Source organism: Streptomyces sp. NPDC091412 (assembly GCF_044756885.1).
Taxonomy (GTDB): Bacteria; Actinomycetota; Actinomycetes; order Streptomycetales; family Streptomycetaceae; genus Streptomyces.
Genome location: NZ_JBIVTV010000004.1, coordinates 39,147 through 59,157, shown reverse-complemented (window position 1 = coordinate 59,157; position 20,011 = coordinate 39,147). Strand labels below are relative to the sequence as shown.

Annotated in this window: 14 protein-coding genes and 1 other RNA gene; 6 read left to right on the top strand and 9 right to left on the bottom strand. The window is 72.1% G+C overall.

All coding sequences use genetic code 11. The features are described from left to right. Positions 1-220 precede the first annotated feature (220 nt). A complete protein-coding gene (locus tag ACIQMV_RS11595; RefSeq protein WP_402592499.1) occupies positions 221-1,288 on the top strand; it encodes a sensor histidine kinase in 1,068 nt (355 codons plus the stop codon). Positions 1,289-1,426: 138 nt separating this feature from the next. On the opposite strand, the gene ssrA is transcribed toward ACIQMV_RS11595, so the two are convergent. The 5 genes from ssrA to ftsE form a co-directional block, all read right to left on the bottom strand. Continuing rightward, positions 1,427-1,825: a transfer-messenger RNA gene (gene ssrA, locus ACIQMV_RS11590) on the bottom strand. 120 nt (positions 1,826-1,945) lie between these two features. Continuing rightward, on the bottom strand, positions 1,946-2,425 hold the full coding sequence (gene smpB, locus ACIQMV_RS11585) for an SsrA-binding protein SmpB (RefSeq protein WP_141360503.1): 480 nt from the start codon (positions 2,423-2,425) through the stop codon (positions 1,946-1,948). 68 nt (positions 2,426-2,493) lie between these two features. Beyond that, positions 2,494-3,666, bottom strand: coding sequence for a S41 family peptidase (locus ACIQMV_RS11580; RefSeq protein WP_402592498.1), 1,173 nt, complete (start codon positions 3,664-3,666; stop codon positions 2,494-2,496). Positions 3,667-3,734: 68 nt separating this feature from the next. After that, complete coding sequence (ftsX, locus tag ACIQMV_RS11575) at positions 3,735-4,652, bottom strand: permease-like cell division protein FtsX (RefSeq protein WP_141360501.1); 918 nt, start codon at positions 4,650-4,652, stop codon at positions 3,735-3,737. A gap of 33 nt (positions 4,653-4,685) precedes the next feature. Continuing rightward, on the bottom strand, positions 4,686-5,375 hold the full coding sequence (ftsE, locus tag ACIQMV_RS11570) for a cell division ATP-binding protein FtsE (protein ID WP_141360500.1): 690 nt from the start codon (positions 5,373-5,375) through the stop codon (positions 4,686-4,688). A gap of 252 nt (positions 5,376-5,627) precedes the next feature. Here ftsE and ACIQMV_RS11565 point away from each other — a divergent pair, with 252 nt between their 5' ends. After that, on the top strand, positions 5,628-5,819 hold the full coding sequence (locus tag ACIQMV_RS11565; RefSeq protein ID WP_141360499.1) for a hypothetical protein: 192 nt from the start codon (positions 5,628-5,630) through the stop codon (positions 5,817-5,819). A 117-nt stretch (positions 5,820-5,936) separates the two neighbouring features. Here the strand turns inward: ACIQMV_RS11565 and ACIQMV_RS11560 are convergent, their stop codons facing one another. From ACIQMV_RS11560 to ACIQMV_RS11545, 4 genes are all read right to left on the bottom strand, one after another. Next, the gene (locus ACIQMV_RS11560) at positions 5,937-6,758 is read right to left on the bottom strand and encodes a hypothetical protein (protein ID WP_402592497.1); all 822 of its coding nucleotides are present in this window, start codon (positions 6,756-6,758) and stop codon (positions 5,937-5,939) included. 318 nt (positions 6,759-7,076) lie between these two features. Continuing rightward, on the bottom strand, positions 7,077-8,189 hold the full coding sequence (gene prfB / locus ACIQMV_RS11555) for a peptide chain release factor 2 (RefSeq protein WP_402592496.1): 1,113 nt from the start codon (positions 8,187-8,189) through the stop codon (positions 7,077-7,079). Positions 8,190-8,614: 425 nt separating this feature from the next. Continuing rightward, a complete protein-coding gene (locus tag ACIQMV_RS11550; protein WP_402592495.1) occupies positions 8,615-9,883 on the bottom strand; it encodes a serine/threonine-protein kinase in 1,269 nt (422 codons plus the stop codon). Positions 9,884-9,994: 111 nt separating this feature from the next. Further along, positions 9,995-11,674 (bottom strand): protein kinase, encoded by a 1,680-nt coding sequence (locus ACIQMV_RS11545; RefSeq protein WP_402592494.1) that lies wholly within the window; start codon positions 11,672-11,674, stop codon positions 9,995-9,997. A gap of 505 nt (positions 11,675-12,179) precedes the next feature. On the opposite strand from ACIQMV_RS11545, the gene ACIQMV_RS11540 reads away from it, so the two are divergent. The 4 genes from ACIQMV_RS11540 (at position 12,180) to ACIQMV_RS11525 (ending at position 19,889) form a co-directional block, all read left to right on the top strand. Next, positions 12,180-15,956 carry an FHA domain-containing protein gene (locus tag ACIQMV_RS11540; RefSeq protein ID WP_402592900.1) on the top strand — a complete coding sequence of 1,259 codons (3,777 nt, stop codon included), beginning with the start codon at positions 12,180-12,182 and terminating at the stop codon, positions 15,954-15,956. 193 nt (positions 15,957-16,149) lie between these two features. Further along, positions 16,150-17,538: an ABC transporter substrate-binding protein gene (locus ACIQMV_RS11535; RefSeq protein WP_141360494.1), complete on the top strand. Its 1,389-nt coding sequence runs from the start codon at positions 16,150-16,152 to the stop codon at positions 17,536-17,538. A 7-nt stretch (positions 17,539-17,545) separates the two neighbouring features. Next, a complete protein-coding gene (locus ACIQMV_RS11530; protein ID WP_402592493.1) occupies positions 17,546-18,889 on the top strand; it encodes a carbohydrate ABC transporter permease in 1,344 nt (447 codons plus the stop codon). Between the two features lie 88 nt (positions 18,890-18,977). Then, positions 18,978-19,889: a carbohydrate ABC transporter permease gene (locus tag ACIQMV_RS11525; RefSeq protein WP_402592492.1), complete on the top strand. Its 912-nt coding sequence runs from the start codon at positions 18,978-18,980 to the stop codon at positions 19,887-19,889. Positions 19,890-20,011 lie beyond the last annotated feature (122 nt).

Below are 20,011 nucleotides of genomic sequence, written 5' to 3'. Positions count from 1 at the left end.
AAGAAGTGAAGAGTTCACAAGTTGCGAAGAGGTTGCGAAGACGCCCAAATGGGCAGGTCAGAGACTCTGTGAGACCTCTCGGTGGGTTCGATCGCCCCTGTCGGGCCGATCCATAATCAATCGTCGATGATCTTGGAAGGACGGGGCGAGTATGCGGAACGGGACAGTACGCGGCGTGACGGCTCCACCGGGAGCACGGGTCGCGTTAGGCGCGTTGGTCGTGCTGGTGGTCGGATCACTGGGGCTGGTGGCGCTGGATGTCGCCGCCTCGCCGTTCCACAGACGCACCGTTGCCGCCGGTCTGACCGTGCTGGTGCTGACGCCCGCCGTTCTGCTCGGCCAATACGCACCCCCGCCCTACCGACTGCCGTACCGCTGGAGGTGGGGCCTGCTGCTGGTGCAGGCCGCGCTCACCTACATGCCGTTGGTGGTCTTCCAGCACCGGTGGTTCACTCTGCTCGGCTTCCTCGCCGGCGCCGTACTGCTCACCCTGCCCCCCGCCAACTCCGTTCCCGTCGCCCTGGCGGTCGTCGCCAGCGGGCCGTTGCTCATTCACACGGGCGTGGTCGACAGCAGTCGCGGTTCACTGGTCGCTCTGCTCAGTGCGGCGATCACGGCGAGCACCGTCTTCGCGGTCACCCATCTCGCCCTGCTCTCCTCCCGGTTGCACGGCAGCAAGGAACAGACGGCCCGGCTCGCCGAGCAGCGTGCCCAGGCGCGTATGCGCCAGGACCTGCACGATCTGGTGGGCTCGTCACTGGTGGCCATCGTGGTGCGGGCGGAGAACACCCTGCGCGCGGACGCCTCCGCCGAGTCCGCCAGGGCGGCGCTCACCGAGGTCGCCGAGCTGGCCCGGCGGACGCAGGAGGACGTACGGCTCATCAGCAGCCCCGGGGCAACCCGGTCCCTGGCCGACGAGCTGGCCCGGGCACAGCGGCTGCTGACCACCTCCGGGATAGGGGTGCACGCCTCGCTGCCACCGCGCCTCGAACTGGACGACGCGGTGACGAAGTGCCTGCGGTCGGTGCTCCACGAGGCGGTGGGCAATCTGCTGGAACACAGCCGTGCCACGTTCTGCGAGATCGAGCTCCACGCCGACCCGGACGACATCCGTCTGACCGTCCGCAACGACGGTGCCCCCACCGGCCCGCCCCCACCCTCCACGGCGCCCGGCCGCGGCACGGGCCTGGCCGGCCTCAGAGGCCGAGTCATCGCCCTCGGCGGAACCCTGCACGTCACCACGAAGGACCGGACCTTCTCCGTGACAGCCACCCTGCCCCTGTTCTGACACCACCACGGCCCTCGGCGGCAGGAACCCCGTCAGCCGAAAGCGACAGGGACCTGCCCACGCAACGGGAAAGGCCCCGCCGCTCGAAAGCGACGGGGCCTTTCCCACATGGGTGAAGGAGGCTCGGGAGCCTCCCGATCGTGGAGATGGCGGGAATCGAACCCGCGTCCAACGGTGCAGAATCAGGGCTTCTCCGTGTGCAGTCCGCTTCGCTTTTCTCAGCCCCGAAGATCACGCGGACAAGTCTCCGACGGGCTCAGTCACTGTTTGGTTTCCCTCTTCACCCCGTGACCGGGATCAAGGTTTAGTCCCCTAGCTGATGCCAGGATCCGGGTCGGGAACAGCCCCGGGCTGACACTCCCTTAGTAGGAGGCTCGCTCTGCTACCTGAGATCAGGCAGCGAGGGCGAAGGCCTGCTGGGAGGAATCGCGCTTGGTGTTGGCGATTATTTTTTCGGCCTGTGGTTTACGAGATCATGGCCGCTTCCTCGACACGCTTCCCCTGCTTCGACAGCCGCTGTCGAAACCGATCATCCCCATGTTGTTTTTTCAAAACCCCTCCGGAGAGGAGATCCGCACCGGCCTCGCGGTGCTGGTTCCATCGTACGTGACCAACGCAGGTCCGTGCCAGCGCATTCCCCGCGTCCCGGGCCTGCCGCTACGCCCGCTGCTTGCGCCGCGCCGCCGCCACCGCGCGGTCCGTCTCGCGGCGGTCCTGCTTCTCGCGGAGCGTCTGCCGCTTGTCGTACTCCTTCTTGCCCTTCGCCAGCGCGATCTCGACCTTGGCCCGGCCGTCCTTGAAGTACAGCGCGAGGGGCACGATCGTGTGACCCGTCTCCTGGGACTTCGACTCCAGCTTGTCGATCTCCTCCCGGTGCAGCAGCAGCTTCCGCTTGCGGCGGGCGCTGTGGTTGGTCCAGGTGCCCTGGCTGTACTCGGGCACGTGCACGTTGTGCAGCCACGCCTCGTGCCCGTCGAGCTGCACGAACCCGTCGACCAGCGACGCCCGCCCCTGACGCAGCGACTTCACCTCGGTCCCCATCAGCACCAGACCGGCCTCGTAGGTGTCGATGATGAGGTAGTCGTGCCGCGCCTTCTTGTTCTGCGCGATCAGCTTGCGCCCTTTTTCCTTAGCCATAGTGCCCCCCATTTTCGCACTACGGAGGGGGTGTGCGGGAAACGTATTAAAGGGCGTGCCCGGCCGGGCTAGGACGCCTCGCCCAGACCCGTCAGAACCGTCTGCGCGCGCCGCAGCGCGTCCTGCCCGGCGTCCAGGTCCGGGGTGATGCCGTGGCCGTCCACCGCGTGCCCGCCAGGGGTGCGGTAGTGCCCGACCGTGAGCTCGGCGACCGAGCCGTCGGGCAGCCTGCTCGGCATCTGCACCGACCCCTTGCCGAAGGTGCGGGAGCCCACGACGACCGCGCGGCCGCGGTCCTGGAGGGCGCCGGTGAGCAGTTCGGCCGCGCTCATCGTGCCGCCGTCGACGAGTACGACCAGAGGCCGGGTGGTGTCCCCGCCGGAGCCGGCGTGCAGGGCGCGCTGGTCGCCGTCGACGTCGTAGGTGGCGACCAGGCCGCCGTCGAGCAAGGCGGAGGCGGTGGTGACGGCCTCGGTGACCAGGCCGCCGGAGTTGCCGCGCAGGTCGAGGACGATCCCCTCGGCGGCCGGGGAGCGGCGTACGGCGGTGCGGACCGTGTCGCCCACGCCCTTCGTGAATGCGGCGATCTTGATGACGGTCACGCCGCCCGCCGAGCGCCGTACCGTGACCGGGTCCGTCGACAGACGGGCCCGGCGGAGCGTCCGGGTCCACACGCGCTTGCCGCGTTGCAGGCCCAGGGTGACGGCGGTGCCGGCGGGCGCGTCGTCGGCATCGCCCCGCAGCAACGCGACCACGTCGGTCACCGGCAGCCCGTCGGTCCGCTCGCCGTCGACGCTGCGCAGCCGGTCGCCCCGGCGGATGCCGGCGGCCGCCGCGGGCGAGCCCGCCCGGACCTTCGCCACCTCGACCCGGCCGTCCCGGCGGCGCCGCGTCGACAGTCCAACGCCGGTGTACTGGCCGTCCAGGGACTCCTGGAACTCCTCGTACTCGCCGCGGGAGTAGACGGCTCCCCAGCGGTCGCCGCTGCGGCTGACGGCACGTGCGGCGGCCTGCATGGGGGACTCGCCGACGGCCATGGCCTCGGCCGCCGCCCGGGTCACTTCCTCGGGCCGGCCCACGGGCACGGCCGAACCAGCCTCACCCGCCTGGGACTTGCGGTCGTCGTGGCCGGGCAGGGAGCCCGTCGCCGCGCCCGCCACCAGCACGCTCGCGAAGACCAATGTCAGGGCGGCCCCGGCGCGGCCGCGGCGGGGCTGACGGAACAGGTCACGGCCCGACATGGCGGTGAGTCTAGGACAACGCCCCGAGGCCGTACGGTTGCTCGACCGTACGACCTCTTTGGCGTGCGTCACACCTTCAGGTACTTGCGCAGCGCGAAGAACGCGGCCAACGCCGGCATCAGCACACTTGTCGCGAGGATGAGCGGCAGCTTCGTCAGCACCGCGTCCCAGCCGATGAAGTTGATCAGATTCAGCTTCTCCGACAGGGCGAGACCGTGGTCGATGATGAAGTACCGCGCGGTCACCAGGAATCCGCAGGCGACCCCGCCGCCGATCAGCCCGGCGACCGCCGCCTCCATGATGAACGGCGCCTGGATGTAGAAGCCGGAGGCGCCCACCAGGCGCATGATCCCGGTCTCACGCCTGCGGCTGAAGGCCGAGACGCGCACGGTGTTGACGATCAGCATCAGCGCGACGACCAGCATCAGCGACATCACCGCGCGCGCGGCCCAGTTCATGCCGTTCAGCAGCCCGAAGAGGTTGTCCAGGATGCCCTTCTGGTCCTGCACGGACTGCACCCCGTCACGCCCGTTGAAGGCGCTCGCGATGACCTTGTACTGCTCGGGGTTCTTCAGCTTGATCCGGTACGACTCCTGCATCTGGTCCGGCGTGATGGTGCTGGCCAGCGGGGTGTCGCCGAACTGCTCCTTGTAGTGCTTGTACGCCTCGTCCTGGGACTCGTAGGTGACCTTCTGCACCACCGACATCTTGTTCAGGTCGGTGAGGATCGTCTTCTTCTGGTCCTCGGTGACCGCGCCCTTGGCGCAGTTGGGGTCGCTCTGGGCGTTGCTCTTGTTGCAGAGGTAGATCGAGACGTTGATCTTGTCGTACCAGTAGCCCTTCATGTTGTTGACCTGGTCGCTCATCAGGAGCGACCCGCCGAACAGGGCGAGCGACAGGGCGACGGAGACGACGACGGCGAAGGTCATCGTCAGATTGCGACGGAGACCGACACCGATCTCCGACAGGACGAACTGGGCGCGCATGGCGTCTGGTCAAGCCTTTCCGTCGTGGACTGGTCAGTGCTGGTAGCCGTAGACGCCGCGCGCCTGGTCGCGGACGAGACGGCCCTTCTCCAGCTCGATGACGCGCTTGCGCATCTGGTCCACGATGTTCTGGTCGTGGGTCGCCATCACCACGGTGGTGCCCGTCCGGTTGATGCGGTCGAGCAGCTTCATGATGCCGACGGAGGTCTGCGGGTCGAGGTTGCCGGTGGGCTCGTCGCAGATGAGCAGCTTGGGCCGGTTGACGAAGGCGCGGGCGATGGCGACGCGCTGCTGCTCACCGCCGGACAGCTCGCCGGGCCTGCGGTCCTCCTTGCCGCCGAGCCCGACGAGGTCGAGCACCTGCGGCACGGACTTGCGGATCTCGCCCTTGGACTTGCCGATGACCTCCTGAGCGAAGGCGACGTTCTCGGCGACCGTCTTGTTGGGCAGGAGGCGGAAGTCCTGGAAGACCGTGCCCAGCTGGCGGCGGATCTGCGGGACCTTCCAGTTGGAGACGCGCGCGAGGTCCTTGCCCAGGATGTGCACCTGGCCGTGGCTGCACCGCTCCTCGCGGAGGATCAGCCGCAGGAAGGTGGACTTTCCGGAGCCGGAGGACCCCACGAGGAACACGAACTCGCCCTTCTCCACCTCCAGGGAGACATCCCTGAGGGCCGGGCGGGTCTGCTTGGGGTAGACCTTGGAGACATTGTCGAATCGGATCACGGATGCACCACGGATCGCCGGGGGTAGATGAGCGTGACCTTACGCGAACCGGGGAGGGGTGCGCAGTCGCCGGTCAGGGTTGGGTGTGGGTTGTGTGTTTTTGTGCGGGGCATATTCTCGCGGAGTTGGCACAAGGTTCGTGCTTGCGGAGCGACCCGCGCGCCGTCCCGGCGAACCTGGCATGGTGGGGAGGGAACGTTCGCGCGCGCGTGGGCGTTGACAGAGTGGAACCGGTGCAAGGAGGGCGAGCGGATGACGTACGACCGGCTGGTGTGCGCGAACTGCGCGGCGCCCGTGAGCGAGGGCCGGTGCCCCGTGTGCCGGGCGAACCGCGAGCGGCTGCAGCAGGAGAACTTCTTCGCGGGGCTGAACCCCACGGCGCTGATCGCGCTGCTGGTGGTGCTGATCGCCGCGGTGGCGCTGCTGGCCCACCAGACGGTGTAGGACGCATCCCGAGGACGCGAGACGCGAAGGGGCCCGGAGCTTGCCGCTCCGGGCCCCTCGTCGTTCACTCAGCCGTACGCGCGCGTGTACCTACCGTGCGTACGTCGCTCGCCACGCTCAGGCAGCGGCGCCGCCGCGGCCCTCCATCAGACGCGGCAGGAACCGGAAGCCGATGCCGCCGGCGATCATCGTGGCCGCGCCGACCAGCAGGAACGTGGTCTCCGCGGCACCGGTCTCGGCGAGCTCCTGGCCGTTGCCCTGCGCGGACGGGTTGCTGTCCGAGCCGGTCTCGGTCAGGGCCGAGGAGCCCTGCTCCTGCGGGACGGTGTTGTTGCCGCCGCCGTTGGGGGTGGTGCCACCGGTGGAACCGCCGTTGCCGCCGCCGTTGCCACCGGTGGAGCCACCGTTGCCGCCAGTGGAGCCGCCGTTGCCGCCAGTCGAACCGCCGTTGTTGCCACCGTTGCCACCGGTGGAACCACCGTTGCCGCCAGTCGAACCGCCGTTGTTGCCACCGTTGCCACCGGTGGAACCACCGTTGCCGCCGCCGGTCTCGTTACCCCCGGTCTCGTTACCCCCGGTCCCGTTACCGCCGGTCTCGTTACCCCCGGTCCCGTTACCGCCGGTCTCGTTACCCCCGGTCCCGTTACCGCCGGTCTCATTACCGCCGGTCTCATTACCGCCGGTCCCGTTACCGCCGGTCTCATTACCGCCGGTCTCATTACCGCCGGTCTCGCCCTCACAGACGCCGACGACGTCGCAAGGGTCGGTCGGGTCTTCGTCGTCCAACGTCACGCTCGCGTTGATGCCACCGCTGCCGACGCCGGCACTGACACCGAGGTCGAGGGCCGAGGCCGCGCCCGCGGCGGTCAGCGAGGCGCCGGCGGCGATCACGGCACCGGCCGCGATGCGCGCGACACGAACCCGCGTCTTCTTCGTCATATGGTTGCTACCCCCAGTAGCTGAATCGTCTTCGAGCGGCGCGCGGGGCAGTGATCAACGGGGGTGGTTGGCGCATTGCGGATCCCCCCGGTTCACATGCGCCCCAGAAATACGCATGCCACGTTTCACCTTTGCCGCTTTTTGAAGGACCGTCAAGGTCGTTGCGGGCGCGATGTCCAACTGTGCGCTGTTTGCACGTGGTTGAAGTATGTGAGCGTGACGTAAAACCCGGACATCGGGCAATAGAAAAGGCAACTGCCGCTGGAAGAGCGGCAGTTGCCTTGTCGACAAAGAGTCTGCTTGCGGTGTCCCGGGCTGCTACTTGCCCTGTTCCTGCTGCTTGCGCCAGCGAATTCCGGCCTCCAGGAACCCGTCGATCTCGCCGTTGAACACGGCCTCGGGGTTGCCGACCTCGTGCTCGGTGCGCAGGTCCTTGACCATCTGGTACGGGTGCAGGACGTAGGAGCGCATCTGGTTGCCCCAGGAGTTGCCGCCGTCGCCCTTGAGGGCGTCCATCTTGGCCTGCTCCTCCTGGCGGCGCCGCTCGAGCAGCTTCGCCTGGAGGACGTTCATGGCCGTGGCCTTGTTCTGGATCTGCGAGCGCTCGTTCTGGCAGGAGACCACGATGCCGGTCGGGATGTGCGTGAGGCGGACCGCGGAGTCCGTCGTGTTCACACCCTGGCCGCCGGGCCCGGAGGAGCGGTAGACGTCGACACGCAGCTCGGACTCGTCGATGTCGATGTGGTCGGTCTGCTCGACGACGGGCAGGATCTCGACACCGGCGAAGGAGGTCTGCCGGCGCCCCTGGTTGTCGAAGGGCGAGATGCGCACCAGGCGGTGGGTGCCCTGCTCGACGGAGAGGGTGCCGTAGGCGTAGGGCACCTGCACGGCGAAGGTGGTCGACTTGATGCCGGCCTCTTCGGCGTACGACGTCTCGTAGATCTCGGTCTTGTAGCCGTGCTGCTCGGCCCAGCGCAGGTACATGCGCTGGAGCCGCTCGGCGAAGTCGGCGGCGTCGACGCCGCCGGCCTCGGCCCGGATGTTCACGAGCGCCTCGCGGGAGTCGTACTCACCGGAGAGCAGCGTCCGGACCTCCATCTCGTCCAACGCCTTCTTGACGTCGACGAGCTCGGCCTCGGCCTCGTTTCGGGTGTCCGGGTCGTCCTCGGCCTCGGCGAGCTCGAAGAGCACACCGAGATCGTCGATCCTGCCGCGCAGGGCCTCCGCCTTCCTGACCTCCGCCTGGAGGTGGGAGAGCCGGCTGGTGATCTTCTGCGCCTCGTCGGGGTTGTCCCACAGAGAGGGCACGGCCGCCTGCTCCTCGAGCACGGCGATGTCTGCCCTCATCTTGTCGAGGTCCAGAACGGCCTCGATCGACTCCATGGTCGAGGAGAGGGACTTCAGCTCTTCGGATACATCGACGACTGCCACGCATCCAGCGTAACGGCTCCGCCAAGCGACAAACGCCGCACACCCCCGCCCGCTGGGGCCACCGCGGCCCCTCAGGCCCCACTACTACCGGGCGCCCCGACCCTCAGGGCCCACCACAACCGGCGCTCCCCTCCTCCGCAACCCACCGCTGCCGGGCACCTCCGCCCACTGGGACCCACCGCAACCGGACGCCCCGCCCTCCGGACCCACCCATCCCCACGGCGCACCCCTCCCGATCCCCTCCTCACCCACCGAGACGGGCGGGCGGGCGGGAAACCGGGGGCGCAGGGGGCGAAGCCCCCGCCGGGGTCTGGGGCGGAGCCCCACGGACGGAACCCACCCACCGAGACGGGCGGGCGGGCGAAGCGGGGCGCAGCCCCGAACCCGGGTCCGGGACACAAGTCCCGGAAACCGAAATCAACGCGTCACGGAGACGCCGACTGCCCAGGCGCCCCCGGCGCCACATCCGTCCCGTCCCCCGACGACGCCCACCACACCCCCGCCCCGAGCACCCCCGCGACCACCACCCCCGCGACTCCCAGCGTCACCCGCCGCCGCCGCGCCGCGGCCCGGTGACGCGCGGCGGAACCGGGCCGCGGCGCACCCGCCGCCCGCGGCACCCGCGCCGTCCCCCGCGCACCCCCCGCCAGCTCGTCCGGCGCGGGCACCCGCATCGACGTGTGCGTGTCCCGGTTGGAGTCCGGCTTCGCCCCGGGCACCAACGGGACCGCTCCCCGTCGCCGTACCCGCTCCACGGCCCCGCCCGCGGCCCCGCCCCCGGCCGGATCCGCCGACCTGTCGGACGACGACTCCTCGCCCGCCTCCTGCGAAGGCTCCGCACCAGGCTCGTCCACGTCCAGCGGCGGCATCCCCGCGAGCATCGGCTGGAGCTCCCTGAGCCGGGCACCCAGCTCCGAGGCCCGCAGCCGCGACGCCGGCGCCTTGGCCAGGCACTGCACGATCAGCCGCCACAGCTCGTCCGGGATGCCCGGCAGCGGCGCCACCGTCTCCGTGACGTGCCGGCGCAGCACCGCGCCCGGATGCCCGCCGCCGAACGGCGTGAAGCCCGCCAGCAGCTCGTACAGGACCGTGGCGAGCGCGTAGATGTCCACGGCGGCCCGCGGGGGGAGCCCCTCCACGATCTCCGGCGCGAGATAGTCCGGCGTCCCGATGATCTTCGTCGCCCGGGTCCGCTTGGGCGAGTCGATGAGTTTGGCCACACCGAAGTCGGTCAGCAGCGCCGGGTGCGCACCACCGGGGCCGAGCGGCCCCTCCATGTCCAGCAGCACGTTCTCCGGCTTGACGTCCCGGTGCACGACCCCGGCCGCGTGCGCCGCGGCAAGCCCGTCCGCCACATCGGCCACGATCGCCACGGCCGCCTCGGGCGCCAGCCGTCGCTCCCGCTCCAGCCGGGTGCGCAGGTCCGTACCGCGGACCAGGTCCATGACGAGGGCCAGGTCGTTGCCGTCGACCACCAGGTCCCGTACGGAGACCACGTTCGGGTGCTCCAGGCCCAGCAGCGCGGTCCGCTCCTGTACGAAGCGGCCCACGAGTTCCTGGTCGGACGCGAGGTCCTCGCGCAGCAGCTTGACGGCGACGGGGCCGTCGGGTCCTTCGCCGAACCACACCGTGCCGGCGCTGCCCCGCCCCAGGATCTGGTTGGCGGTGTACCGGCTACCGATCTTCCGTGCCAAGACTGCTCCTACAGACGCGTGTTGCCGACAAAGCTACGCGTCCGGCGAGCCAACCCTCACCACAGAGCCGGAATTCACCCGCCGACTGTCGACAAATCCCCAGACCCGCGCCTAGTTGCCACTGCCGCTGCCGTCGCCGCCCAGGTTCTTGACCCAGTCGCTCACCGCGCCGGCCCAGGAGCTCAGCTGCTCCCAGTAGCCCTTGCCGGTCCCGATCCAGTCCTGCAACGGCGTCAGTTCCCAGACGAGCCAGCCGGCCACCACCAGGATGATGATCGTGAACAGGCAGCCCTTGAGGCAGCCGAGACCGGGGATCTTCATCGGGTTCGCGCTGCGCTGCCGCGGCGGCCTCGGCTCGCGCACCGGCCGCCGGGGCTCCGGCTGGGCGGGCGGCGCGTACCGCTGGGGCTGGGGCTGGGGCGCGTACCGCTGCGGCTGTTGCTGCTGATAGCCGCGACCGGGCGGCGCCTGCTGACGCTGCGGCTGCTGCTGGGGCCGGGCGACCTGCCGCTGGGGGCGGCGGCGCAGCGGGTCCTCGCCGGGGTCCAGGTACTGGACCTGCGTCTGCTCGTTGCGGTCGCGGGCGGCGCGCAGCTGGTTCTGCCAGGGGTGCGGCTGCTCGGGCTGCTGGTCCCCGTACGGCCCGCCGCCGGCGCCGTTCATGTCGCCCGGCGCCCCCTGCGGCATCGGCGGCATCACCCGCGTGGAGTCGCCGCCGTGAGCGGGCAGCACGGTGGTCGGATCGGCCGCGCCGGACGCGCCACCCGTGTGCGGCAGGAAGCTGGTCGCGGCGTTCGGGTCGTACGAGGCCGCGCCCTGCGGCAGCACCTGCGTGGGGTCGGCGGCGCCGGGCACGTCGGGGGCGGGCACGGTCGCGGGCGCCGGGTCGGGTGCCAGCAGCGCCCCCACGGCCTCCGCGGCGGCGATCTGCGCGGGGCTCGCGTGCACGCCCACGCCGTCGGCGACGACGCGCAGCCCCCGGGCGAGGTTCTCGGCGCTGGGCCGTCCGTCGGGGTTCTTGCTCAGGCAGCGTTCGATGACCGTCCACAGCGGTTCGGGGACGGTGGACGGGCGGCGCGGTTCGGCGCTCAGATGCTGGTGCAGGACCTCCAGCGCCGATCCGCCGGAGAACGGCGGACGGCCGGTGACCAGCTCGTACAGCAGGATTCCGGCGCCGTAGACGTCGACCGCGGAGGTCTGCGGGCGGCCCTCGGCGGACTCGGGCGCGACGTACGCGGGCGTGCCGACGAACTCGTGGGTGCGGGTGAGTCCGGGCGAATCGGCCAGACGGGCGATGCCGAAGTCGGTCAGCATCGGGTGCATCTGCCCGCCGTCCTGCCTCAGCAGGACGTTGGCCGGCTTCAGGTCGCGGTGCACGACCCCGTCGGCGTGGCTCGCGGCGAGCGCGTCGGCGATCTGCGCGGTGAGCAGAGCGGCGGCCACGGGTGTGAAGGGGCCGTTCTCACGCAGGTAGCGGTGCAGGTCGGGGCCGTCGACGAGGTCCATGACCAGCGCCAGCAGATCACCCTCGACCACCAGGTCGCGCACCCGCACGATGTTCGGGTGGGTCAGCCGGAGCAGGACGGACCGCTCCCGCAGGAACCGCATCACGATGTCGGAGTCGTTCGCCAGCTCCTCCTTGAGGACCTTGATGGCGACGGTCTCACCGGGCTGCCCGGGCACGGCTGCCTCCGCGCCCGCCGCCTCCCTCTGGCGGGCTCGCCAGACGGTCCCGGTGGCACCGCGTCCGAGCGGCTCCTCCAGGAGGTACTTGCTGCCTACCGGCCGCACGTCATGCGCTCCCTGTTGCTTGCTTGCCTGAACCCGCGCTTCTGGGGCGTCCCGCGGGTGCTGCGACCCGCCGCGCGGGTGTTCCGACCCACTTTAGTGCCGTCCTCCGCGGTGCCGGGCGGTCGAGCTGCCGCGCCCGGTGCCGCCGCCCGCGCCCGCGCCGGTTCCTTCCACGGCGACGTACGCACGGGGCCCCGTACATGTTCGACGGAAAGACGCTCGGCTCGGGTCGGTTGGTTGCCCGGTACGGACATGAACGATCCCAAGCAGGCATCGAGCGGACATTCGCCGGGCATCGGCCGGGAACTTTTGCGGGCAGAGCCGACCAATCAAGATCACTTGCCGGTGGGCGACGGGCGCGGTGTCAGTGGTAGGTGCGAGGATGCCTCCACAACTGGCCGACGTGCTCGTGCGGTGGTGGGGGAAAGTCCGCGGTGGGGGACCGCGGGGCGGTTTCGCCCCACGCCGGTCGCGGGCGCCCGCGCAGAAGGGACCGCTGACGGCGATGCAGATCCGGCTGACCGTCGTAGATCCGCTGGGCCCGCCCTCCCCCACGGTCCCGGCCTCGCAGGAGCCGGGCGGCCACCCACCGGCGCGAAGCCGCGCCGCGAGCTGCGACGTCCTGGTCACGGCGCCCGCCGGCACCGCTCTGGCCGCGGTGGCGGCGGCACTGGCCGCGGCGGTCTCCGGCGAGGGGACGTCGGCGTCGGAGCGGGGCGGCCGGGAGCGGGGCGCGTCCGGCGGCCGGGAGCCGGGCGCGGGCCCCGTGGTGCTGTACGCGGGCGCGGAGCGGCTGGACGCCCAGCGCTGCACGCTCGGCGAGCCCCCGCTGCTCGACGGCGCGGTGCTGTCCCTGGGCTCCCCCGCCGACCCCGAGCCCCACCCCGAGCTCGACGACGCCCCGACCCAGCTGCACGTGGTCGCGGGGCCGGACGCGGGCGGGGTGCACCTGCTGCACGGCGGGCAGATCACGGTGGGCCGTTCCGCCGACGCCGACGTGCCGCTGGACGACCCCGACGTCTCGCGCGTGCACTGCGCGGTGACGGTCGCCCCCGACGGCGGCGTCTCGGTCGCGGACCTGGGCTCCACCAACGGCACGGTGCTGGGCGGCAGGCCCGTCGGGTCCCGCCCTGTCCGTTTCGCCCCCGGGGCGCTGCTGCGCATCGGCGAGTCGGCCCTGCGCCTGACACCGGCCGCGGGACGGGACGCCCGCGTACGGACGACACCCGACGGGGAGGGCCATGTGCGGCTCCCCTCCGGGGGCGCGCCCGCACCGGACACCACCGCACACGAGACCACCGCACACGAGCGCGTACGGGACGGCGTGGGCGACGGCGACGGCAGCGGCGCGCACGGGGCGGCCACGCGCGCGTACGGCGATGCCACCGGCCCGACCGTGGCCCACCGGGGAACATGCGCACCGCACCCGCCGGGAACCGGGGCGCCGGGAACCGTCGAGCCCCCCGCGGTCCCCGCGCAGGCCGGCGCGCCCCGGATCGAGAGCGGCGAGGGCACCCACAGCGCGCAGGCGCAGCCGCCCGTGCCCTTCGCCATCACGGCCGACGGCGGCACCGGCGTGCCGCAGGTCCTGCGCCGGCGCGGCGGGCTCGGGGCGTGGGCGCGGCGGCTGACCGGCGGGCGCGGCGAACAGGCGGCCGACCGGCGTGGGACGTACGACGGCACGGGGGCGGACCTGCGCGCGCAGGACGCGCCCGCGTGGCGCACGACGCCGCAGCAGCCGGAGACCTGGCCGGACCCGGCGGCACTGCTGCTCGCGGCCCTGGGTCCGGGACCGCGGCTGTGGGAGCGCGGGGCGGGCCACCCCGAGGCGCTCACCGTACGGCTCGGCACGGCCGACCGGCCGGCCCCCGACGGCTCGGGGCTGCTGCCCGCGGTCCCGGTCACCGCCGACCTGCGCGAGGTGGGGGCACTGGGCCTGGCCGGACCGCGCGCCCGCCTGTCGGGACTGGCCCGCGCGGTGCTCGCCCAGCTCGCCGCGGCGCACTCCCCGGACACGCTCGAGATCGTGCTGCTCAGCGCCGACCGCGCCCGCCCGGTGGAGGAGCGCACCGCCGAGTGGTCCTGGCTCGGCTGGCTGCCGCACGTCCGCCCGGCCCACGGCCAGGACTGCCGCCTCCTGCTCGCCCACGACCACGAGCAGGCAGCGGCCCGCACGGACGAACTCCTCCGGCGCGTCGAGGACCACACCGCGGACCAACCGGGCGGCGACCCCGCTTCCGGGGCGGACCCCACGGTCGGCGACCACCGGGCGCAGGACGCGCCCGCCGGCGCCCGGCGGCCCTCCTGGGCGCGGGACGACGATCCGGCGGACGAGCGGGGCTTCGCGGGGCCGTACACGGTGGTGGTCGTGGACGGCGACCCGGGCGGCCCGGCGGTCCGCGAGGCGGTGGCACGCCTCGCGCACGAGGGTCCCCGGGCCGGGATACACGTGGTGTGTCTCGCCGAGACGACGCCCGCCTCACCCGCGTCCCCGGTGACGGACACCTACGAGGCGGCGTGCGCGGTGTCACCGGCGTTCGGGGAGTGCGGAGCCGTCGCCCTGCTCAGCGGCGACGTGGCGACGGCGCTGCGGCTGATGCGCGTCGCGGGACACCCGGCCGCGGCCCAGCCGGACAGCGGACCCGAGCGGATCCGGCGGCACCCGGACGACCCCCTCCGCGCACCGCGCGCCGAAGCACCCGCCGGGACCCCGGCGGCACGGGCCCCGCACCGCACCCCCATACCCCCCGGCACCGTCGCCGTCGTCGACGCGGTGTCCCTCGCCTGGGCCGAGCGTTTCGCGCGGGCCCTGGCGCCCCTGCGGACGGACGGGTCCGGAGCGGGCCGGCCGGCCCGGGTGTCGGCGCCGCTGCCCCTGTCGGCGCGGTTGCTGGACGAGCTGGGGCTGGCCCGGGCCACCCCGGCCTCGCTCCAGGCCCGCTGGGCGGACGCGGCCGACGACACGGCGGCCCTGGGCGGGCGGGCCTGGGCGATACTGGGCGCCGGTCCGCGCGGACCGGTCTGCGCCGACCTCGTGGCCGAAGGACCGCACCTGCTGGTCGAGGGACCGGCGGGCAGCGGCCGTACGGAACTGCTGCGATCCGTCGTCGCCTCGCTCGCCGCCGCCGAGCGGCCCGACCGCCTCGGCATCGTGCTGGTGGACGGCCGGGACGGCACCGGCGCGGGCGGCGGGCACGGCGACGGCCTGCGGGTCTGCACGGACGTGCCGCACGTGACCACCCACCTCACCGCCAACGACCCCGTCCGCATGCGGGAGTTCGCCCAGTCGCTGAGTGCCGAGCTGAAACGCCGGGCCGAGCTGGTGGGGCTGACGGACTTCACCGAGTGGCACACCCGGCGCGAGGTCTCCGGCCGCATCGTCCCCCAACGCGCACCGCAGCCGCACGGCACGCCCGGCCCCGCCCCGACCTACGCGGCTCCGACCGGCGCGGGCGCGGCCGGCTCGGGCACCGCCCGCGCCCCGCAGCGAGCGACGGCGACCCGCGGCACGTTCGAGCCGGGACGCACCCCCACAGGCCCCATCGGCGCGGGCCCGGCCCACACGGCACCGACCGGCGCGGGCACGCCCGGCCCGGACCCGGCCCGCGCCGCCCAGCGCACCGCGACCGCCCACGGCGCATTCGCCCCGGGGCACACCGCAACGGGCGCCGCCGGCAACGCCGGTGACACGGGGGATCTCGACAGCCCGCCCAGTTCGACCATGCGGCTGCGGCCCGCCTCCGCCCGCCGGCAGGCGGAGGCCGCACCGCCGCTGCCCCGCCTGGTGGTGGTCGTCGACGACCTGGACGCCCTGGTCTCGCCCTCGCTCGGTTCGCCCGGCCGGCCCTCGGCCGGGTCGGTGATCCGCGCGCTGGAGGCGGTGGCCCGGGAGGGCGAGCGGCTCGGCGTGCACCTGGTGGCGGCCACCACGCCCGGCGGCCGTACGGCGCAGACCGAACCGGCGCGCCGGGCCGCGCTGCGGGTCGCACTGGACGCACCGGCCCCGGGGCCGGACGAGCCGGCGCCCGGACGCGGTCGGCTGGCCTGCGCGGACGGCCGGGTGACGGCGTTCCAGGGCGGCCGCGTCACGGGCCGCATTCCCCGCACCGCGACCCAGCGCCCCACGGTCGTCCCCCTGGAGTGGCACCGCATGGGCGACCCGCCCACCCGGCGCTCGGTACGGGAGTTGGGCAACGGACCGACGGATCTCGCCCTGCTGGCAAGCGCGTTGGAGCGCGCCGCGCGGGAGGTGTCGGCGGCCCGCGTTCCCTCGTTGCTGTAATCAGGCCCCGCTGCCTGCCGTTGCCGCAGTCCGCCCCCGCTGCCGTGATCAGGATCTGACTTGGAGTCACGACGTGGTCACGATCGCCCGGTTGACACCGTGGGCGCCCTTGCCGACTCCAGGACCCCGGCGTACACCAGAGCCCACGGGACAGCGCTCGGACGTTCGACGAGGAACGGAGAACGGGGCAGTCATGCGCAGCACGAGCAGCACCATCCTCAGCCACAGGGCCGCCAGGACCGCCGCGGCCGTCGCCGCGGGAGCCCTGGCCCTCTCCCTCACCGCGTGCGGCGGAAGCGACGACAAGAAGAGCGGCGACGACCAGAGCAGCAGGGGCACGAAGCCCGGCGCCGCCGTCACCCTCCCCAAGCTGGACGGCGCGACGCTGGAGGTGGCCGCCGTCTGGACCGGCGGCGAGCAGAAGAACTTCAAACAGGTTCTCGCCGAGTTCGAGAAACGCACCGGCGCCAAGGTCACCTTCGTCCCCGCCCAGGACCCGATCATCAACTTCCTAGGCTCCAAGATCGCGGGCGGCCAGCCGCCGGACGTGGCACTGCTCCCGCAGCCCGGCGCCATCAAGCAGGCCGTGGACAAGAAGTGGGCCACGCCGCTGGGCCCCGAGGCCCAGGCGCAGCTCGCCAGGAACTACTCGCAGGGCTGGCAGGACATCGGCAAGGTCGACGGCACGCAGTACGGCGCCTACTACAAGGCCGCCAACAAGTCGCTGATCTGGTACAACGCCAAGGTCTTCGAGAACGCGGGCGCGAGCGAGCCCAAGACCTGGAAGGACCTCCTGAGCACCGCGCAGCAGGTCTACGACTCCGGGGTCACCCCGTTCTCCGTGGGCGGCGCCGACGGCTGGACCCTCACCGACTGGTTCGAGAACGTCTACCTCTCCCAGGCGGGCCCGGAGAAGTACGACCAGCTCGCCCAGCACAAGATCAAGTGGACGGACCCGTCCGTCAAGGACGCCCTCACCACGCTCGCCCAGATCTGGTCCAAGAAGGACTACATCGCGGGCGGCCCGAACGGCGCGCTCCAGACCGAGTTCCCGGCCTCGGTGACCCAGACGTTCACCGGCGGCGACCAGCCGAAGGCCGGCATGGTCTACGAGGGCGACTTCGCCCAGGTCAACATCGGTGAGACCAAGGCCGAGGTGGGCACGGACGCGAAGGTGTTCCCGTTCCCGGCCGTGGGCTCCACCCCGCCGGTGGTCTCCGGCGGCGACGCGGCCGTGATCCTGAAGGACTCCAAGGCGGCCCAGGCCCTGGTGACCTTCCTGGCCTCGGCGGACGCGGCGACGATCCAGGCGAAGCTCGGCGGCTACCTGTCGCCCAACAAGAACGTGCCGGACTCGGCGTATCCGAACGAGGTCCAGCGGAAGATCGCCAAGGCGTTGATCGACTCGGGCGACGACTTCCGCTTCGACATGTCCGACCAGGCCCCGCAGGCCTTCGGCGGCACGCCCGGCAAGGGCGAGTGGAAGGAACTCCAGGACTTCCTGAAGAACCCCTCGGACGTCGCGGGCACCCAGGCGAGGCTGGAGAAGGACGCGGCGGCGGCGTACGGCGGCGGGAGCTGATCCGGCGATGGCGCCGGCCACCGCGGCGGGAGCCTCAGCGGGTCCCGCCGCGCCCCGTCGTCGCAAGAGCGTGACCGGCACCCGCAGGACCGTGGCGGCCCTGTTCCTGCTGCCCGCCCTGGTGCTGCTCGGCGCGCTCGTGGTCTACCCCATCGGGTACTCGGTCGTCCGCAGCTTCTTCAACGCCTCGGGCGACGGCTTCGCCGGGTTCGACAACTACAAGGCCCTGTTCACCGACGACGGCATCCGCACCGCGCTGAAGAACAACGTCATCTGGATGGTGTTCGCGCCGTCCGTCGCCACCGCGCTCGGTCTGGTCTTCGCGGTGCTGACCGAACGGGTGCGCTGGGGAACGGCGTTCAAGCTGGTCGTCTTCATGCCGATGGCGATCTCCATGCTGGCGGCCGGGATCATCTTCCGGCTGGTCTACGACCAGGACCCGGACCGGGGCGTCGCCAACGCGGTGTGGGTCGGCGTGCACGACACCTTCGCGCAGTCCTCGGCGTTCCCGAAGGCCCACCCGGGCCGCGACTCGCCGCTGAAGCCGGACCAGGGCGGCTTCATCACCTCGGCCACGGTCCGCACCGGCGAGTCGGTGGCCCTCCCCCTCGTCGGCGTCGCCCCCGACCAGATGCCGAAGAGTGCGAAGCGGGCCGTGCGGGCCGAGCCGCAGCCGGGGAGGATCACCGGCACCGCCTGGCAGGACTTCACACGCGGCAAGGGCGTCGGGAAGCTCGGCGCGGTCGACCCGTCGGAGTTCGGCTATGCCGGGATGCGGATCGAGGCGGTCAAGGACGGCAAGGTGGTCGCCTCGGCGAAGGCCGCCGACGACGGCACGTTCACGCTGCCCGCGCAGGCGGACGGTGCTCAACTCCGGCTCCCGGCGAGCAACTTCAAGGCGCCGTACAACGGGGTGGACTGGCTGGGCCCGTCGCTGGTCACTCCGGCCATCATCGGCGCGTACGTGTGGATGTGGGCCGGGTTCGCGATGGTGCTGATCGCCGCGGGGCTCGCGGGCGTGCCCAGGGAACTGCTGGAGGCGGCCCGGGTCGACGGCGCCAACGAGTGGCAGGTGTTCCGCCGGGTCACCGTGCCGCTGCTGGCACCCGTGCTCGCGGTCGTCGCGGTCACCCTGATGATCAACGTGCTGAAGATCTTCGACCTGGTCTTCATCATCGCCCCAGGCTCCTCCCAGGACGACGCCAACGTCCTGGCCCTGGAGCTGTACCGCAAGGGCTTCTCCGAGGGACAACCCGGCATCGCCAGCGCCATCGCGGTGTTCCTCCTGCTGCTGGTCATCCCGGTGATGCTGTTCAACATGCGCAGGCTTCGGCGGGAGGTGCGGCGATGACGGCGCGTCCGGCTGTCCGCCGGGGGTCCGGGGGTCGCCCCCGGGACGAGCACAGCAACATGCGCAGGCTTCGGCGGGAGGTGCGGCGATGACGGCGCAGACCGGGAGTCCGACGAAGGCGGTGCCCGTTCCCGAGGCCGTGAAGGCGAAGCCGTCCCTGGGGTCGCGGCTGGCGGAGGCCGTGAGCGGTGGCGCGCTGAGGGTCTTCCTGATCGTGGTGGGCCTGTTCTGGCTGGTCCCGACGATCGGCCTGCTGCTGTCGTCGCTGCGCGCGCCGGAGGACATGAGCGCGAGCGGTTGGTGGACCGTCTTCAGCAAGCCCGCGCAGCTCACCTTCGGCAGCTACCGGAACCTGCTGGAGAACGGCGACATCACCGACTCCCTGGTGAACACGGTCCTGATCACCGTGCCGGCGACGGTCCTGGTGGTCGTGGTCGGCTCGCTGGCGGGCTACGCCTTCGCCTGGATGGAGTTCCCCGGCCGGGACTGGTGGTTCCTGGCCGTGGTCGGCCTGCTGGTCGTGCCGGTGCAGGTCGCGCTCATCCCGATCGCCGAACTGTTCGGCAACATCGGCCTGTTCGGCACGATCTTCGGGGTGATCCTGTTCCACACGGGGTTCGGCCTGCCGTTCGCGGTGTTCCTGCTGCGGAACTTCTTCGCGGAGATCCCCCGCGAACTGCTGGAGGCGGCCCGCCTCGACGGCGCCGGTGAACTGCGGCTGTTCGCCCGCGTGGTGATGCCACTGGGCGGGCCCGCGATCGCGAGCCTGGGCATCTTCCAGTTCCTGTGGGTGTGGAACGACATGCTGGTCGCGCTGGTGTTCACCAAGTCCGGTACGCAGCCGATCACGGTCGCCCTCCAGACGCAGGTACGCCAGTTCGGCAACAACATCGACGTCCTGGCACCCGGGGCGTTCATCTCCATGGTGATCCCGCTGGCCGTGTTCTTCGCCTTCCAGCGGCAGTTCGTCTCGGGCGTGATGGCGGGAGCGGTCAAGTAAGCGCAGGGGCCGAGCGGTTCGGGGCCGCCCCCCGCCCCCCCCCCCCCGGGCCCCGCGGCCCCCCCCCGCCCCCAACCGCCTCCTCGCCCAACACGAGCCCAGGAACCCCCCCCCCCCCGCCT

What these genes read in the sequence shown, in the direction of transcription:
- ACIQMV_RS11580 (WP_402592498.1), bottom strand. Translation starts at nt 3,666, where the DNA reads ATGTCGGGCCGTGACCTGTTCCGTCAGCCCCGCCGCGGCCGCGCCGGG.
- smpB (WP_141360503.1), bottom strand. Translation starts at nt 2,425, where the DNA reads ATGGCTAAGGAAAAAGGGCGCAAGCTGATCGCGCAGAACAAGAAGGCG.
- ACIQMV_RS11535 (WP_141360494.1), top strand. Translation starts at nt 16,150, where the DNA reads ATGCGCAGCACGAGCAGCACCATCCTCAGCCACAGGGCCGCCAGGACC.
- ftsX (WP_141360501.1), bottom strand. Translation starts at nt 4,652, where the DNA reads ATGCGCGCCCAGTTCGTCCTGTCGGAGATCGGTGTCGGTCTCCGTCGC.
- ACIQMV_RS11560 (WP_402592497.1), bottom strand. Translation starts at nt 6,758, where the DNA reads ATGACGAAGAAGACGCGGGTTCGTGTCGCGCGCATCGCGGCCGGTGCC.
- ACIQMV_RS11530 (WP_402592493.1), top strand. Translation starts at nt 17,546, where the DNA reads ATGGCGCCGGCCACCGCGGCGGGAGCCTCAGCGGGTCCCGCCGCGCCC.
- ACIQMV_RS11565 (WP_141360499.1), top strand. Translation starts at nt 5,628, where the DNA reads ATGACGTACGACCGGCTGGTGTGCGCGAACTGCGCGGCGCCCGTGAGC.
- ACIQMV_RS11525 (WP_402592492.1), top strand. Translation starts at nt 18,978, where the DNA reads ATGACGGCGCAGACCGGGAGTCCGACGAAGGCGGTGCCCGTTCCCGAG.
- ACIQMV_RS11540 (WP_402592900.1), top strand. Translation starts at nt 12,180, where the DNA reads ATGCAGATCCGGCTGACCGTCGTAGATCCGCTGGGCCCGCCCTCCCCC.